We start from the raw sequence: 15,745 nt of genomic DNA, 5'->3' as shown, positions 1-15,745 counted from the left end.
AACACCACGGCCACTCCAGCGCTCGCCCACCGGAGGGACGGCCGGCTTCTCGTCATGCTCTCCCACTCCTTGCGCTGCCCGGCTCAGGACACATGGCGATCATTCATCGGAACCCCAGAACGGTGGCCCCGGCGCCGTCTCCCTCGGTTCGCTCCACAAGCGTCACGGCCCCGGGGACCGCGAGGAACCGGTCATCGCCCAGCAAGTCATGGGCACGGGAGGACTCCTGGGTGCTGAGTCCCCCGTCCAACGGCCTCGGCAAAGCGATCTCGTCGGCTTCCCTGCCGCTCCCCCACTCGCTCACAGTCAGTCCGCTGCGAACCACGTCGGTCCCGCGCGTCAGGGGAGAACGGGGCTCCAACTTGACCAGGCTCTCCTCCAAGGGCAGAAGGTAGACACTCATCGCCCAGGTGCGGATCGCCTCTCCGGCAGTAGTCGCCAGAGTCTGTCCGTCGAGGCCCCGCTTCTCGTAGTCGTAGACGCGTTCTTCGGTTCCCCTGGTAGCCACCAGATAGCCGTCCTCCAGGGTCTTGACCAAGGCCTGGTCGTCTCCCAGATCAGGCCCGTTGCCCAAGATCTCGCCGTTGGCTGGGTTCAGGACCACACGCTCCTGATGACGTGTTCCGCCCTCAGGGCTGGGAACCGTGTCCCCCTCGTGAACGGCCAACAGTTCTCCCACCCGGCGGACACCCCCGTCCGGCGCCAGGAATTCGCTCTCGGACCCCGTCCTGGACCACAGCCGCGACCCTTCCTCCAGATCGAGTGCGGTCACCTGCGCTTCACCGGATCCGCACACGGCTCGCACCACCACGACATCCTCGAACACCGTCGGAGTGCTGGCCGACCCGACCTTCGCCTCACCGCAGGAGAACAACTCCTCGGTGCGCCAGAGGACTTCGCCGTCCGCATCCGAACGCATCTCCGCACCCAACTGCGGCTCAGGTGTCACCCTCAGGGATCCGGTGTCCGTCGCGACGTCGACATCGAAGACACCACGCAGGTCCTCGACGGCCCCCGGCAACTCCTCAGCACGGTCACCGACGACCTCGCCGGTCTCCCCGTCCAGGACCACACGGCGACCCGGCACCGGCTCACTCCCGTCCTCACCGTTCGCATCTTCGGCGGACCCGTCGTCCCCTTCAGGACGCTCCTGCGGCTGGTCCGGAAAGAGCACGTGAACTCGGTTCCCCGACGCGGACACGTCCGTCCACACCCGGGTCCCCTCCACCAGGTAGCTCCACATCTCCCGACCCGAGGCACCATCCAACGCGACGACGCCGTCCTCCATAGCCACCAGTACACCGCCGGGAAGCGGGGACAACCTCGGCACACCTGTGGCTTCCTCGACGGTCCACTCCCAGGCCAGTTCTGAGACCGTCACCGGAACCTCCCCGGGAGCCCAATCACCCGCCAGGGTCTCGTTCCGAACTCGCGCGTCCTCCCTCGGCAACAACCAGGCTCCAAACAGAGCCACTACCGCCAGCAGCACGCCGCCCCGGAACCACCACGAGCGCAACCACGACCCCATCATTCGTTCTCGCCGTCGGGTCCTTCCACGTCCGCCTCCGCCTTCTCAGCACCGGTGTGATCCCTCGAAGAGCTCAGTGCCCCTCCCGCCGCCCACACCGGCCAGGAGTTGGTCGATCCCGCCCCGCACGGCCGTGCGGGTTCTCATGTCCCGAGACCACGACGTGCTCAGCTGGGAGACGAGCCCCGACGCGGCCCGCCCTTCTCCCAGGAAAGGAACTCCGCGTTCGCCTCCCCCGGGGCCATATCCTCGCCACGCACACCTGTTCAGACGCAGATTCCCCTCAGGGAATCCCATAGTAGGCATCGGTGAAGTCACGTTCGGCCAGTACCTCACCGCACCCGGACCGGCCCCACATTCGGCCTCCATCGGTCTCGACACCCCCAACCTCGACTCCCACACGACCTCTGAGGAGCGGATATGGAATCGACCAGAATTCTGTCCGTGACGGCGCTGACTCTTCTGCTCTCATCGTGTTCGCTGATGCCCGGGGCCTGGGAGGAGAGCGAGATCGACCATTCGGTGTTCCAAGGGATCGCAGACCCGCTTGACCTCCCCAGAAGTCTGTCTTCCGTGGGATGGGACTGGGAGGCACCTGAGGAAACCGACATCGTCGACGTACGTCCCTTCCCTCGCGGTGTGGTCGTGACCGTCTCGGACGGGGTCATCGCACTGCAGGGCGACACCGGGGAGGAGCTCTGGCGATACCGACGGGTCGGCGAGGCGGTGACGGACGCGAACGTCACGGCGAGCGGGGATCGTGTCGCGCTCGCCTACCCCGTCGACGAGGATTCCGAAGCCGCGGACGTCCCGCACGACGTCGTGCTTCTGGGCTCCGACACGGGCGAGGAACTCGGATCCCATGTGGAGGACTTCACCGCTGAGGAACAGGTTCCCGGGAACATCACGACGTTGTCCCCCATGCCAGAGCATCTGGGTCTGCTCTCCGACTCGTCTCGGATCGTCTACCGCGACGTGAACGATGAGAGAGACGGTGTGTTCTCGCTCGATCTGGAGACCGGCGACCAGACGTGGAGTCTCACCGAGCTCCGAGGAGAAGGGCAGGAGGGGCGGAACTTTCATCCCAAGGGAGTGGTCGCCTCAGGCGAAACGGTCATCATTTCAGGCAACTTCATGGACGAGGACATCGAGTCCCTCGACGAGACCGCGGAGCAGCAGAAGCACACCGTTGTCTTGCTCGGTCTTGACTCCGTTTCGGGAGAGGAGCTCTGGCGCCATGAGATCGACAGGGACGCCCCCATTGACCTCCACCCGATCGAGCTGAGCGTTCAGCCGGTTTCGCATGCGGTGATCGCGGTGACCCCCGGGCTGCATGGCGAGGAGTGGATACTCGACCCCGTCACAGGGGAGCGCTTGACCGAGGAAGCATTCTTCTCAGAGCGAGAGGGCGATGTCATCGGTGCTCTGGAGGGCTCCGTGGTGAACGAGGTCCGGCAGACAGACGAGGACGAGCTGGAGTACACATTCACCGATTTCTCAGGGGACACCCACAGGACGATCCGAGCCTCCGCACCGTTGGAGCGCCAGTGGCGGGCGTTCGTCCTGCCCCTTGAGGAGGCGATCGTCTGGCTGGACGTGAACCGGACCAAGCACTCCCGCGATCCCAATGAATCCGTCTGGGGCGAGGCGCGCCTGGTGGTCGACCAGGACGGCGACTCCCGTGTGATCAACCTCGGTGTCCGGGTCGAGCGGGACTACAAGGAGGACGGGAGTCCCTTGAGCCGGTTCATCGACCCGGCCGACATGACCGTCGCCCCAGGCGCACTGGTGGTGCAGGAGAAGGTGACGGGCAGCCCGCGTCATCTCGTGGGTGTGGTCCCGTAGTGGCTGTTCCGACCAGCTCCCGTCTTCGTACACCCCTGTTCACAGGCGACTTCGGATCGGAAGGTGCGAGTACGGAGATCAAGGGTTGATCTCCCTCGGCACGTTCGATCAGTCCGGGGGGCGCGATCCGACACCATGCGCCCGGGCCTCGGAGAGCCCCGCCTCCTGACGCGGACACACCAGTGGCACCTTCCTTACCGCTTTCGGAGGGTGCCGCATATAGCGTGAAATCCCGCGACCCCAGGGAGAGGACACCTCGGATGCCCAGGACAAGGAAACAGCGCGGCACCATGGCCACGCTGACGTCGCTGCTCGACAACACCCGCGCCGTGGCCGGGTCCGCCACGGCCTTCGGCGCTCCGGTGACCTCGGGCGCGACCACCGTGGTCCCCGTCGCCCGGGTCAGCAGCCTGAGCACCATGGGCGGCGGCACCGGCAACCTCCCGTTCTTCGGCGGCGACGGCGCCGGCGGCGTGGGCTTCACACGGGTGCGCCCCTCGGGCTTCCTGGTGGTGGGCCCCGAGGGCGCCGGTTTCCGCCCCATCCGTCAACCGGCCACGGCGCTGGCCATCCCGCTGGCCGTGATCACCGCCGTCGCGGTCACCCGCATCGTCTCCGTCTCAGTCCGGGAGGCCCGCCGCCGCAGGATGGTCGCCGCCCTCCAGACCCGGCAGGAGTGCTGCCAGGAGCACTGAACGGTCACTTTCCGTGGTGTGACGTGGACCGTTTCGCTTCCGGGCGGACTCCGTTAGCCTCGGCGGGTCGCGGCCGCACGGTTGTTCGGAGGGCGTTCCTTGTCCGGGGTCATCGTCGGGTTCGGCGTCATCGCCAGCATTGTCGTCATCGGCTACATGCTCGGGCGAATACCCCTGCTCGGCCCGGGGGCCCGGGAGGTCCTCAGCAAGCTGGCGTTCTTCGTCGCCAGCCCCGCGCTGTTGTTCACGATCCTCGCGCGGACCGACCTGTCCATCCTGGTTTCGGGTCCAGTCCTGGTGAGCGTGCTCAGCGTGGTGATCGTCGCGCTCGCCTTTCTCGTGGTCGGGGTCGTCCGGCGCTGGGGCGTCGGCCGCACCACGGTGGGCGTGCTGGGCGCCTCGTACGTGAACGCGGGCAACCTGGGCATCCCGATCTCCGTCTACGTGCTCGGGGACGCCTCTCTGGTCGCCCCGATCCTGCTCTTCCAGCTGCTGGTGCTGGCCCCGGTCTCCCTGACCGTGCTGGACCTGGCCAACGGGAGCGTGCGGGGTTTCTGGCCGGTGTTCCGGCGCTCCCTGGGCACCCCCGTGCGCAACCCCGTGGTGATCGCCTCCATCGCCGGGGTCGCGCTCTCCGCCTCGGGCTGGGTTCCGCCAGCTCCCCTGATGGAGCCGTTCGAGCTGATCGGCGGTATGGCGGTCCCGGCGATGCTCCTGGCCTTCGGGATCTCCCTGCACGGCAGCTCCCTGCCGGGCCGCGCCGGGCCCGACCAGGTCCCCGTCCTGTTGGCGGTGGTCCTGAAGTCGGTCGGTCTGCCGTTGACCGCCTGGGCGCTGGGCTCCCTGGCGTTCGGGCTGGAGGGCGCCGCCCTGTTCTCGGTGGTGGTCCTGGCGGCTCTGCCGACGGCTCAGAACGTGTACAACTACGCCACCCTGTACCGGACCGGTGAGACCCTCACACGTGAGGTGATCCTGCTGACCACCTTCCTCACGGTGCCGGTGCTGTTCGCCATCACCTTCCTGCTGGGCTGAGCCCCGGCGGGAGCACGAACGGCGCGGGCTCACTCCGCGATGGGGACGTCCTCGGTCCCGCCGGGCGCGCTGGATCTCGTGGGCCCTCACCGCGTGGCTCTGTCCGCCGAAGCCCGGCGGGGTCACGCGGCGGACCAGGTCGGAGTCGGGTTCCAGGAGCTGGAAGCCAGCGGGCTGTCGTCGTGAACCGGGGGCGTACTACAGCTGGCTGTACCGGGAGGAGGGTCACGAGCGCCAGTGCCCCCGAGGGGCCGGATTCCTAGCGTTGTAGCTGACAACGAACAGCCCGCTTGGAGCCCTCCGTGCCCGTATTCCTCTCCCGCTCCGCCCCACTCGGCCTCGCCCTGGCGGCGGCCCTGGTCCTGGCCCCGGCCGCCGCGAGCGCGGAGCCAGCCGCACCCCCGCCCCCTTCTCTCGGACTCACCAGGGAGTCAGCCGAGGAGTTCGTCGACCAACGCGTCCCCGAGCTCCTGGAACGGCACGGAGCCCCCGGCGTGGTGGTCTCCGTGGTCGGGGACGGCGCCCCGCTGGCCTCTGCCGCGCACGGGACCGCGGACCTCTCCACCGGAACGCCCCTGGACCCGGAGGTGCACGGCATCCCCACGGCGTCCGTCGCCAAGTCCTTCACCGCCGTGGCCGTCCTCCAGCTCGCCGAACGCGGCGATGTGGACCTGCACGAGGACGTGAACACGTACCTGCCCGAGGACCTGCGGGTCCCGGACACCCACGAGGGCCAGCCCGTCACCCTCCACCACCTGCTCACCCACAGCCCCGGGTTCGACGAGCGCACCGAGATGGACGACCCCGAGGACGCCGGGAGCCAGCGCGGCCTGACGGAGTTCCTCCGGGACAACACCCCGGACCGCGTCTTCCCGCCCGGCCGGTTCACCGCCTACTCCAACTACGGGACCGGGCTGGCCGGGTTCGTGGTCCAGGAGGTCAGCGGCGTTCCGTTCGAGGAGTACGTGGAACGGAACGTGTTCGCACCGCTGGGCATGGACGGCACCCGGTTCGGCCAGCTCCACGAGGAGACCGACCTCGTCACCGGACACCGGCCCGACGGCTCCCCCGTGCCCTACCCCCACATCCCGCTGGTCCCCGCCGGGGCGGCGGTGACCACCGACGACGACATGGCCCGGTTCATGCTGGCGCTGCTCGGCGGCGGGGAGCTGGACGGTGAGCGCGTGCTCGGCCCCGACTGGACCGGGGCCATGCTCGACCGCCAGCTCGAGGTCCACCCGGACACCACCGCCATGGGCTACGGGACCTACGAGCACCGGAGAGGAACGCCCAGGACCGTGGGCCACGGCGGTGACCTGGACGGCCTCCACACCGGCTACCTGGTCGTGCCCGAGATCGACGCCGGGGTGTTCGTGGCCGTCAACGGTGACGACGCGGGCCCCGACGCCGGGGACAACCCCTTCCACGACCTGCGCTTCGCCGTCCTGAACGCATTCGCCGACACCTTCGCCCCGGCCGGGGACGACGGGACCGGCGGCGAGCGCACGGACGCGGCGGACACGGGCGCCTACACCGGCAGCTACGTGACCACGCGGCGCTCCACCTCGGGGAGCGCGCGCATCGTCACGCTATTCGACAACGTCACGGTGCGGGACGCGGGCGACGGCTCCCTGAGGGTACGGGGAGCCATCATGCCGGAGGAGCACTGGCTTCCCGTGGGGAACGACGTGTTCGAGACAGCGGACGGCGGGGAGCGGCTCGCGTTCGTGGTGGAGGACGGCCGGGCCGTGGCCGTGTACCTGGAGGCCAACCCCACCAGCGGTTACGACCGCGTCCCCGTGTGGGGCAGCGCTGGCGTGCACCTGGGCGCCGTCGCCGTCTCCCTGCTACTCCTGCTCAGCGGGGCCGTCCAGCTCCGCCGCCCGGGAGGGGCGGTGCGGACCGCCGCCGCCGTCTCCGCCGGGCTCACCGCCCTCGCCTGCCTGACCGGGGTCGGGTTGGTGGTCTACGCGGTCACGGACCTGAACCGGCTCCAGGAGTGGCTGCTCAGCGGCTCGGCCGCGCTGTCCCTCCCGCTGGGGCTGGCTGTCCCGCTGACCCTGGTCACCGCCGGGTTCGCGGTCACCGCCTGGGTTCGGGGCTGGTGGGGCCCGGTGCGCCGGGTCCACTACTCGCTGCTGCCGGTGGCCGCGCTGGCGGTCGTCGCGGTGGGCGCGCAGTACGGTCTGGTCTGGCCCTTCGCCTGAGGCCCGCCCCCCGCTTCGGAAAAAGCGGGGGTCAAGGGTTGGTCACGCCCTCGTAGCGGGAACACCTCTGCGTAGGGCCCGCCCCCACCCCCTTGGGGGCGGGCCCGTCCACGGACGCGGCGACGGCACGCACGCGAAGGCCGGTGCGGCCGGGGAGTCTCCCCCGGCGGCACCGGCCCTCACTCTTCGGCTATCCCCAGGCCAGGGCGGTCAGCTCCGGGTCCTCCAGCGCGGTGCCGACGTCGCGCAGCAACTTGGAGCCCAGTTCCCCGTCGACCAGCCGGTGGTCGAAGGAGAGCGACAGGGTCGTCACCTTGCGGATTTTCAGTTCGCCCTTGTGGACCCACGGCATGTCGCGGATCTGCCCGAAGGCGAGGATGGCGGCCTCACCCGGGTTGATGATCGGCGTACCGGCGTCCACCCCGAACACACCGACGTTGGTGATGGTGATGGTGCCGCCGGACATGTCGGCCGGGGTCGTCTTCCCCGACCTCGCCGTGTCGGTGAGCGCCTTCAGCGACGCCGCCAGCTCCGGGAGGGTCTGGGCGTCGGCGTCCTTGATGTTGGGCACCACCAGACCGCGCTCGGTGGCAGCCGCGATCCCCAGGTTCACGTAGTCCTTGACCACGATCTCCTGGGCCTCCTCGTCCCAGGAGGAGTTGACCTCCGGGTGGCGGCGGACCGCCATGAGCAGGGCCTTGGCCACCAGCAGGAGCGGCGACACCCGGACGTCGGCGAAGTCGCGGCGCTCGCGCAGCCGTGCCACCGCCCTCATCGTCTTGGTGACGTCCACCTGGAGGAACTCGGTGACGTGCGGCGCGGTGAACGCGCTGTTCACCATGGCCGCGGCGGTGTGCTTACGCACGCCCTTGATCGGGACGCGCCGCTCGCGGGCGGACCGGTCCGTCGCGGACGCGGTCTCCGGCACGACGGCCGTCTCTTCGGAGGAGACCGGAGTGGCCGTGGCCTCGCCGCCAGCGGCGGCGCGCACGTCCTCACGGGTCACGATCCCGCCTCTGCCGGTGGGCGCGACCGCGCCGAGGTCCACCCCGAGGTCCTTGGCCAGCTTGCGGACCGGGGGCTTGGCCAACGGCCGCCCCGCCGCGGGCACGGCGGCCGGTGCGGGCTCGGCGGCCGGTTCCGGTTCGGTGGGCGGTGCCGACTCGGTAGGCCTGGGCAGGGGCGGCGACACCGGACCCGAGGGGGTCGGACGGCGGCGGGCCCTGCGCTGCGTGGCGGCGGCCTTCTCGCCGTAGCCCACCAGGGGCTTCTCCCGGGTCTCGGTCTCCTCGGGGGCGGCCGCCTCCGCCGTGTCTGTGGCGTCGCCGGACCCCGGGGCGGAGCCCTCGCCGGAGCCGGGGCCGCCGGTGCCGTCGTCCACGGTGATGATCACCGAGCCGACTTCCACCGTCTCGCCCTCGGCTGCCATCAGTTCCCGGACCGTGCCGGAGAACGGGCAGGGCAGCTCCACGACGGCCTTGGCCGTCTCGATCTCACAGACCATCTGACCGTCGGCGACGGTGTCGCCCGGCTTGACGTACCAGGTCAGGAGCTCGGCCTCGACCAGGCCCTCACCGACGTCGGGCAGTTTGAACGCGTGCACGCCGTCAACCGCGGGCGTGCTCTTCTGAATCGCCATGTCTTGCGGTATCCCCGATCTAGTACGCGAACGCCCGGTCGACGCCGTCCAGGACCCGGTCCAGGTCCGGCAGGTAGTGCTCCTCCAGCCTGGACTGCGGGTAGGGGGTGTCGAACGCGGCCACGCGGATGACCGGCGACTCCAGGTGGTAGAAGCACTCCTCCGTGACCCGGGCGGCGATCTCCGCGCCGGGGCCGCCGGTGAGCGTGGCCTCGTGGGCCACGACCAGACGGCCGGTGCGCTTGACCGACTCGGTGATGGTCGCGTAGTCGACCGGCGCCAGCGAGCGCAGGTCGACGACCTCGATGGAGTGCTCGGTGTCGGCCTCGGCCGCCTGGAGGGCGGTCTTGACCATGGGGCCGTACGCCAGCAGCGTGCAGTCGGTGCCGGAGCGCGCGATCCGGGCCGCGCCCATCGGCGTGACCTCCTCGATGGAGGCCTCGGTGTCGACCTCGGTCTTCTCGTAGTAGCGCCGCTTGGGCTCCAGGAAGATGACCGGGTCGTCGGAGCGGATGGCCTGCTGGATCATCCAGTAGGCGTCCTCCGGGTTGGCGACCGTGACCACGCGCAGACCGGCGGTGTGCTGGAAGTAGGCCTCGGGGGACTCGCTGTGGTGCTCCACCGCGCCGATGCCGCCGCCGTAGGGGATGCGCATGACGACGGGCATGGCGAGCTTGCCCGCCGAGCGGCGGCGCATCTTGGCGAGCTGGGTGAAGGTCTGGTTCGCGGCGGGGAAGAAGAACCCGTCGAACTGGATCTCCACCACGGGCCGGTAGCCGCGCATGGCCATGCCGATGGCGGTGCCGACGATGCCGGACTCGGCCAGCGGGGTGTCGATGACCCGGTCGGCGCCGAAGTCCTTGTGGAGGCCGTCGGTGACCCGGAAGACGCCGCCGAGCTTGCCGACGTCCTCGCCCATCATGAGGACCTTGGGGTCGTGCTCCATGGCGGCGCGCAGGCCGGCGTTGATGGCCTTGCCGATGGTGAGGTTGGTTCCCATGGCCTAGCGGCCCCCTTCCGCGCCCGCACCCTCGAAGGAGGACAGGTAGTCGGCGAACTCGGACCGCTGCTGGTCGATGTGGACGTTGGGCTCGGCGTAGACCTCGTGGAAGATGTCCAGCGGCTCGGGGTCGGGCATGGTGCGGCACTGGGCGCGCACCGTCTCGCCCACGCTGTCGGACTCCTCGTCGATCGAGGCGAAGAAGGCGTCGTCGGCGAGGCCGTTGAGCTCCAGGTAGCGGCGGACGCGCAGGATCGGGTCCTTGGCCTTCCACTCGTCGAGCTCGGCCTTGTCCCGGTAGCGGTTGGGGTCGTCGTTGGTCGTGTGGGCGCCCATCCGGTAGGTGAACGCCTCGACCAGCGTGGGTCCGTTCCCGGTCCGCGCGTTGTCCAGGGCGGCGCGGGTGACCGCGAGGCAGGCGAGGACGTCGTTGCCGTCCACGCGCATGCCCGGGAAGCCGAAGCCCGCGGCGCGCCGGTAGATCGGCACGCGGGACTGGCGCTCCAGCGGCTCGGAGATGGCCCACTGGTTGTTCTGGCAGAAGAAGACCACGGGGGCGTTGTTCACCGAGGCGAAGTTGAACGCCTCGTTGGTGTCGCCCTGGCTGGTGGCCCCGTCCCCGAAGTAGGAGATGACGGCGGTGCCGTCCTCACCGACGGCGCCGTCGCGCTGGACGCCCATGGCGTAGCCGGTGGCGTGCAGCGCCTGGCTGCCGATGACGATCGTGTACAGGTGGAAGCCGTGCTCGTGCGGGTCCCAGCCTCCGTTGCTGGCTCCGCGGAACATGCTGAGCAGTTCCCTGGGCTGGATCCCGCGGCACCAGGCGACGCCGTGCTCACGGTAGGAGGGGAAGGCCATGTCGCCCTCGCGGAGTGCGCGCCCGGAGCCGATCTGCGCGGCCTCCTGACCCAGGAGCGAGACCCACAGGCCCAGTTCGCCCTGGCGCTGGAGGGTGATCGCCTCGCTGTCGACCCGGCGGACCAGGACCAGGTCACGGTAGAGCGCGCGGATCTCCTCCGCGCTGATGTCCAGGGGGTAGTCGGGGTGCTGGGTCAGCTCCCCTTCCGGTGTCAGGAGCTGAATGAGCTCCGGTTCCTCGTGCGCGGCGATGTGCGACACGTCGCTCCTCGGGTTCTCGGGGCCGACTTCGCGTGGGTGAACGCTGATCGGCCGGATCACGGTCCGTCCACCCGGGGTGTTGGGCGGGTGCGGACAGCCCTCCCCATATCGTGACAGAACTCACTATGGAGAGCGCAAGCCCCCAGCGACACCTTTTCCCCTGCCCGACCCATGATCCCGAACCCTGGCCACAGCGCAACTACCAGGGCTTCCTAGCTTTTACAAGGCCTTCCAACTACTTTGTGGCAACTTGTCCCACAACGGGGGGTTTCGCCCCAGGCCCAGCCCCGATCCGGCGCGCGGGATGACACCTGTCATACGGCGGGCAGTGTGATCCGCAGCGAAAACGCGTGATTCCGGAGACTGCCCGCGAGGGGGACCGCGGACCTAGGTTCGGAGTATGCACCGCGAAGACGACCACACACCCCCGCACCCCGCGCCGGCCCCGATCCCGCCCGGGCCCCAGGCAGCCGTGGCCCCACAGGCAGGCCGGAGGAAGCGCCGCGGTCCGCGTCCGGTACCGCCGGGCACGCCCTACCACCGGGTCCTGGCCACCGAGAAGCGTCAGGTCTGGCGGGGGATCGCCGCTCTCGCGCTCCTCATGGGCGGCATGCTGGTCTTCAGCTTCGGGTTCGCGATCCTGGGCATGGTCGTCGACCTGCTGCTCGGCCGGGACAGCCTGATGACCGGCGGCGACGAGTACACGCCGGTGCTCCACGGCGCGACCCTGCTCGGCCTCGCCCTGCTCCTCCCGTGGAGCATGCTGATCCAGCGGTGGCTCTACGGCGTTCGCGGCGCCTCGCTGCACTCCGTGCTGTCGGCCTTCCGCATGGAGGTCTTCGGCCGGGCGCTCCTGGTGATCCTGCCGCTCTGGACGCTCTACATGGCCGTCTTCACCGTGGTGGGTCCGTCCGTCCCCGAGGCGGACTGGGCGTTCCGGGACATCGTCGCGATCTTCGCCCTCACCCTGCTGCTGGCGCCGCTCCAGTCGGCCGGTGAGGAGTACGGGTTCCGCGGTCTGGCCTTCCGGGTGGCCGCGAGCTGGGGCCGGGGGCCGCGCACGGCGCTGACGCTGGGCGTCGTGGTGTCGAGCCTGCTGTTCACGTCGGCGCACCTGGCGCTCGACCCGTGGCTCAACCTGTACTACTTCACGATGGGCGTGGCCCTGAGCCTGATCACGTGGCGCACGGGCGGCCTGGAGATCGCGGTGGTCATCCACGCGGTGAACAACACGGTCGCCTTCCTGTTGTCAGTCGTCCTGCGCAGCGACTTCGCCGAGGGTTTCGACCGCTCCACGGGGGCCGGGTCGGCGGCGATGCTGGTTCCGTGCGTGCTGCTGGTGGCGATCACGGCCGTGGTCTGGTTCCGCACCAGGCGGACGGGGCCGGAACTGACCCCGACGGAGCGCCCCCGCGTCACGGCTGGCCCGGCGGCGGATACCTCAGGAACGGCGGGGGACGGGAAATCCGGGCGGGCGGAGGAAAACGGCCCCTGGGGGCCCTGAACCGTCGCTGGTTCCGAACACGGAGAATGCACCGGTACCGACTCCGGGTCGCTTCCGGTGCGTTTTCCGTCAGAAGTCCGGTGAGTGGCCGAGGGCGGACGGTCCCACCCGTTCCCGCGCTTGGCCCGGGGCTCTTCCAATCTCACCGGGAGCGCTTCTCGGCGCGTTCTCGGCCGTCATTGGCGGCCCGCCGAACGCCCCGGCGGCATGACCTCCGGGCGCTTTCGGGTCCCCGTTCCGGCCACGGTCGCGACCGGTCATCGGGCGGTTACTCGGGCGCGGTCCGCGCCTCCTGTGCGGGGACCCGCATTCCGCGTTCACGGCCGTAGTCGGCGAGCATCGCGCGGAGCTGACGGCGTGCCCGGTGCAGGCGCGACATCACCGTGCCCAGGGGCGTGCCCATGCGCTCGGCGACCTCCTTGTAGGCGTACCCCTCGATGTCCACGAGGTAGATGACCTCCTGGAACTCCTCGGGGAGACGGGCCAGGGCCTGCTTGATGTCGGAGTCGGGCAGGTGGTCGAGGACCTCGGTCTCGGCCGAGCGCATCCCGGACGAGGTGTGGGTCTCGGCCGCGGCCAGCTGCCAGTCCTTGATCTCGTCAGTGGTCTCCTGACGCGGTTCCCGCTGCTTCTTCCGATAGCTGTTGATAAACGTGTTGGTGAGGATCCGGTAAAGCCAGGCCCGCAGATTGGTTCCGGCACGGAACTGGTGGAAATTCGCGAAGGCCTTGGCGAACGTCTCCTGGACCAGGTCCTCGGCGTCGGCCGGATTGCGGGTCATCCGCAGGGCCGTCGGGTACAGCTGGTCGGCGAACGGTGTGACCGCGGTGGCGAAGTCCAGTGTCTGCGCCTCGTCACGGGCTCCACCGGTCGTGGAGATCTGATCCTTTTCGAGAGTCGTCAAGATTCCCCCTCGGGACGACCGAATGATCACTTCCACCCTGTAAGACGCAGCCACACGCTCCCAATGATGACATCAATTGTGGTGATACGGGTCACGAACGCGTCGAGCCCGCCACCTGTCCCGGCAACGACGCGGCAAAGACCCCGCGTGGCACCTGGCCAGGACCCGTGCGCGCCTCCGAGTGTCATACGCTGGCGACGCCCGCCAGGCGCGTCCGGACGAGGCGCCCTACAGAACGGCGGACCAGTGGCATACCCATTTTTCCTGTGGAGGACCTGTGGCCCGCGTCGTGGTTGACGTCATGCTCAAGCCCGAGATCCTGGACCCGCAGGGCCAGGCCATCGCCGGTGCCTGCCCCCGCCTCGGCTTCGAGGGGATCGAACAGGTCCGCCAGGGCAAGCGCTTCGAGGTCGAGGTCGAGGGCGAGGTGGACGAGGCCAAGCTCGCCGACGTCCGCCGTCTGGCCGAGACCCTGCTCGCCAACACCGTGATCGAGGACTTCGAGGTTCGCCCCGCCTGATCCCCGGTCCCCACCGGCACCGGAGGTTACGAGTGGGGAACGGCACTCGTCCGGGAAACGGTCGGCGCCAACCGCGCCACCAGGCCTCCTGAGTGTCGCAAGTGTCCCGAATGTTCAGCCGCGTCCCCTTGGGGGCGCGGCTGTTCGTTTTACCCGCAGCGGCCTCGGGAAGGGTTCCTAGCGTGCCGAGCTGGTAACCGACACGGAGCACGAGAGGTGCACGGATGGACACCGTTTTCTCGATCTCCCTCCCCAGGCAGGCGTACACGGTCGCCGTCGTACGCGACGTCCTCGGCGCGCTGCTTCGCCGTTCGGGCCTGTGCGCCGGATGTGTCGACGACATACTCCTGGCGGCCTCCGAGGCCTGTTCCAACGCCGTCGAACACGGGGAGAGGTACCCCGACTACGAGGTGGGGGTCGAGCTCGCCGCCAACTGGTGCGAGCTCCAGATCTCACAGCCGGGCAAGGCGCCCGACACCGGGGCACTCGTGCAGCGATTCGCCTCGGAACACACGCCCCTCCCGGGTCTGACGTCAGAATCGGGCAGGGGCATCTCTTTGATGCGCCACCTCATGGACGAGGTCGACCTGCATCCCGAACCCCGCACCACCGTCATCCTGCGCAAACGGGTGACGACCTGCGACCCCGCCCACCGGGGGGCCTCCGAACGGGGCCAGCCGTCGACGCGGTTCGCGCTCCTGTAGACCGACCGCCCGGACCCCAGGGTCCGCGCGCCCCGCGCACCGTCCGCGCGGGGTGCGGCGTGCGCGAATCCGGCCGCCTCCGCCAGTGACGTACGCCTCGTGAACTGTCGGGTCACACACCCGCACCCCTTCCAGACGGGCCTTCCTTGGGAGGATCACACAGTCCGAACCCCCTCGATGGGGGTGACGGTCGTACCCGAGCACAGGTGAGCGGGTACGCTGCGGATGTGGGGCGTGTTCCGTGGAATCCTCCGCGCTCGCGTCGCCAGGCTGCCTCCTACCGCCGTCCCGGCGACGGGCCAGCCGCCGACTCCTCCCCGTCGAACAACCAACCCGGAGTGTGCTCATGACAGCCCGTGTGGGCGTCGTCACCTTCCCAGGCTCCCTTGACGACAAGGACGCCGCTCGCGCGGTCTCCCTGGCGGGTGCCGAACCCGTCGCGCTCTGGCACGCGGACCCCGACCTCAAGGGGGTCGACGCGGTGGTCCTGCCCGGCGGCTTCTCCTACGGGGACTACCTCCGCTGCGGCGCCATCGCCCGGTTCGCCCCGCTGATGTCCGAGCTGGTCCCGGCGGCGCGTTCGGGCGCCCTGCCGGTCCTGGGCATCTGCAACGGCTTCCAGATCCTCTGCGAGAGCCACCTTCTCCCCGGTGCCCTCACCCGCAACTCCTCGCTGCGGTTCGTCAACCGCGACCAGGTCCTGCGGATGGAGAACACCCGGACCGCGTGGACCAACGGCTACGACGAGGGCCAGGAGATCCTCGTCGTCCTCAAGAGCGGCGAGGGAAGCTACGTCGCCGACGAGGAGACCCTGGACCAGCTGGAGTCCGAGGGCCGGGTCGTCGCCCGCTACGTCGGGGGCAACCCCAACGGTTCGCGGCGCGACATCGCGGGCGTCACCAACGCACACGGCAATGTGGTCGGGCTGATGCCGCACCCCGAGCACGCGGTCGAGGCGCTGACCGGACCCTCCACCGAGGGGCTGGGCTTCTTCACCTCGATCCTCGGCCACCTGGCCGCCCCGGCCCAGGCCTGACCCACCACCGAA

At 69.6% G+C, this 15,745-nt stretch carries 13 protein-coding genes; 8 read left to right on the top strand and 5 right to left on the bottom strand.

Annotated elements, in window-relative coordinates:
- Positions 1–103: 103 nt before the first annotated feature.
- Entirely contained in the window at positions 104–1,489 is a 1,386-nt protein-coding gene (locus tag D452_RS0125410) for an outer membrane protein assembly factor BamB family protein (RefSeq protein ID WP_160167883.1), read from the bottom strand.
- Between the two features lie 459 nt (positions 1,490–1,948).
- Here D452_RS0125410 and D452_RS0125405 point away from each other — a divergent pair, with 459 nt between their 5' ends.
- The 4 genes from D452_RS0125405 to D452_RS0125385 all read left to right on the top strand — a co-directional run bounded on the left by D452_RS0125405 (position 1,949) and on the right by D452_RS0125385 (position 7,307).
- Positions 1,949–3,373 carry a PQQ-binding-like beta-propeller repeat protein gene (locus tag D452_RS0125405; RefSeq protein ID WP_017546949.1) on the top strand — a complete coding sequence of 475 codons (1,425 nt, stop codon included), beginning with the start codon at positions 1,949–1,951 and terminating at the stop codon, positions 3,371–3,373.
- A gap of 290 nt (positions 3,374–3,663) precedes the next feature.
- A complete protein-coding gene (locus D452_RS0125400; RefSeq protein ID WP_017546948.1) occupies positions 3,664–4,068 on the top strand; it encodes a GerW family sporulation protein in 405 nt (134 codons plus the stop codon).
- 99 nt (positions 4,069–4,167) lie between these two features.
- A complete protein-coding gene (locus D452_RS0125395) occupies positions 4,168–5,100 on the top strand; it encodes an AEC family transporter (RefSeq protein ID WP_017546947.1) in 933 nt (310 codons plus the stop codon).
- Between the two features lie 302 nt (positions 5,101–5,402).
- Entirely contained in the window at positions 5,403–7,307 is a 1,905-nt protein-coding gene (locus D452_RS0125385; RefSeq protein ID WP_239646447.1) for a serine hydrolase domain-containing protein, read from the top strand.
- Between the two features lie 190 nt (positions 7,308–7,497).
- Here D452_RS0125385 and D452_RS0125380 read toward each other — a convergent pair whose 3' ends face one another.
- The 3 genes from D452_RS0125380 to pdhA are packed head-to-tail and all read right to left on the bottom strand — an operon-like array spanning position 7,498 to position 11,065.
- A complete protein-coding gene (locus D452_RS0125380) occupies positions 7,498–8,946 on the bottom strand; it encodes a dihydrolipoamide acetyltransferase family protein (RefSeq protein ID WP_017546944.1) in 1,449 nt (482 codons plus the stop codon).
- A gap of 19 nt (positions 8,947–8,965) precedes the next feature.
- Positions 8,966–9,946, bottom strand: coding sequence for an alpha-ketoacid dehydrogenase subunit beta (locus tag D452_RS0125375; RefSeq protein WP_017546943.1), 981 nt, complete (start codon positions 9,944–9,946; stop codon positions 8,966–8,968).
- 3 nt (positions 9,947–9,949) lie between these two features.
- Positions 9,950–11,065 carry a pyruvate dehydrogenase (acetyl-transferring) E1 component subunit alpha gene (pdhA, locus tag D452_RS0125370; protein WP_017546942.1) on the bottom strand — a complete coding sequence of 372 codons (1,116 nt, stop codon included), beginning with the start codon at positions 11,063–11,065 and terminating at the stop codon, positions 9,950–9,952.
- Positions 11,066–11,465: 400 nt separating this feature from the next.
- Here pdhA and D452_RS0125365 point away from each other — a divergent pair, with 400 nt between their 5' ends.
- The gene (locus D452_RS0125365) at positions 11,466–12,569 is read left to right on the top strand and encodes a CPBP family intramembrane glutamic endopeptidase (RefSeq protein ID WP_017546941.1); all 1,104 of its coding nucleotides are present in this window, start codon (positions 11,466–11,468) and stop codon (positions 12,567–12,569) included.
- Positions 12,570–12,837: 268 nt separating this feature from the next.
- Here the strand turns inward: D452_RS0125365 and D452_RS0125360 are convergent, their stop codons facing one another.
- Positions 12,838–13,473: a sigma-70 family RNA polymerase sigma factor gene (locus D452_RS0125360; protein WP_017546940.1), complete on the bottom strand. Its 636-nt coding sequence runs from the start codon at positions 13,471–13,473 to the stop codon at positions 12,838–12,840.
- A 277-nt stretch (positions 13,474–13,750) separates the two neighbouring features.
- On the opposite strand from D452_RS0125360, the gene purS reads away from it, so the two are divergent.
- From purS to purQ, 3 genes are all read left to right on the top strand, one after another.
- Positions 13,751–13,993 (top strand): phosphoribosylformylglycinamidine synthase subunit PurS, encoded by a 243-nt coding sequence (purS, locus tag D452_RS0125355; RefSeq protein WP_017546939.1) that lies wholly within the window; start codon positions 13,751–13,753, stop codon positions 13,991–13,993.
- Between the two features lie 224 nt (positions 13,994–14,217).
- The gene (locus D452_RS0125350) at positions 14,218–14,697 is read left to right on the top strand and encodes an ATP-binding protein (protein WP_017546938.1); all 480 of its coding nucleotides are present in this window, start codon (positions 14,218–14,220) and stop codon (positions 14,695–14,697) included.
- 346 nt (positions 14,698–15,043) lie between these two features.
- Positions 15,044–15,733 carry a phosphoribosylformylglycinamidine synthase subunit PurQ gene (purQ, locus tag D452_RS0125345; RefSeq protein WP_017546937.1) on the top strand — a complete coding sequence of 230 codons (690 nt, stop codon included), beginning with the start codon at positions 15,044–15,046 and terminating at the stop codon, positions 15,731–15,733.
- The last annotated feature ends 12 nt before the right edge of the window (positions 15,734–15,745 follow it).

Origin of the sequence: Nocardiopsis prasina DSM 43845 (assembly GCF_000341265.1) — a bacterium.
GTDB classification, from domain to species: Bacteria; Actinomycetota; Actinomycetes; order Streptosporangiales; family Streptosporangiaceae; genus Nocardiopsis; species Nocardiopsis prasina.
This window is presented reverse-complemented; position numbering and strand designations above follow the sequence as displayed.

Bases quoted from the DNA above. Each gene is read 5' to 3' on its own strand.
- D452_RS0125350 (WP_017546938.1), top strand. From the start codon at position 14,218: ATGGACACCGTTTTCTCGATCTCCCTCCCCAGGCAGGCGTACACGGTC.
- D452_RS0125365 (WP_017546941.1), top strand. From the start codon at position 11,466: ATGCACCGCGAAGACGACCACACACCCCCGCACCCCGCGCCGGCCCCG.
- D452_RS0125400 (WP_017546948.1), top strand. From the start codon at position 3,664: ATGGCCACGCTGACGTCGCTGCTCGACAACACCCGCGCCGTGGCCGGG.
- D452_RS0125405 (WP_017546949.1), top strand. From the start codon at position 1,949: ATGGAATCGACCAGAATTCTGTCCGTGACGGCGCTGACTCTTCTGCTC.
- purQ (WP_017546937.1), top strand. From the start codon at position 15,044: ATGACAGCCCGTGTGGGCGTCGTCACCTTCCCAGGCTCCCTTGACGAC.
- D452_RS0125380 (WP_017546944.1), bottom strand. From the start codon at position 8,946: ATGGCGATTCAGAAGAGCACGCCCGCGGTTGACGGCGTGCACGCGTTC.
- D452_RS0125375 (WP_017546943.1), bottom strand. From the start codon at position 9,946: ATGGGAACCAACCTCACCATCGGCAAGGCCATCAACGCCGGCCTGCGC.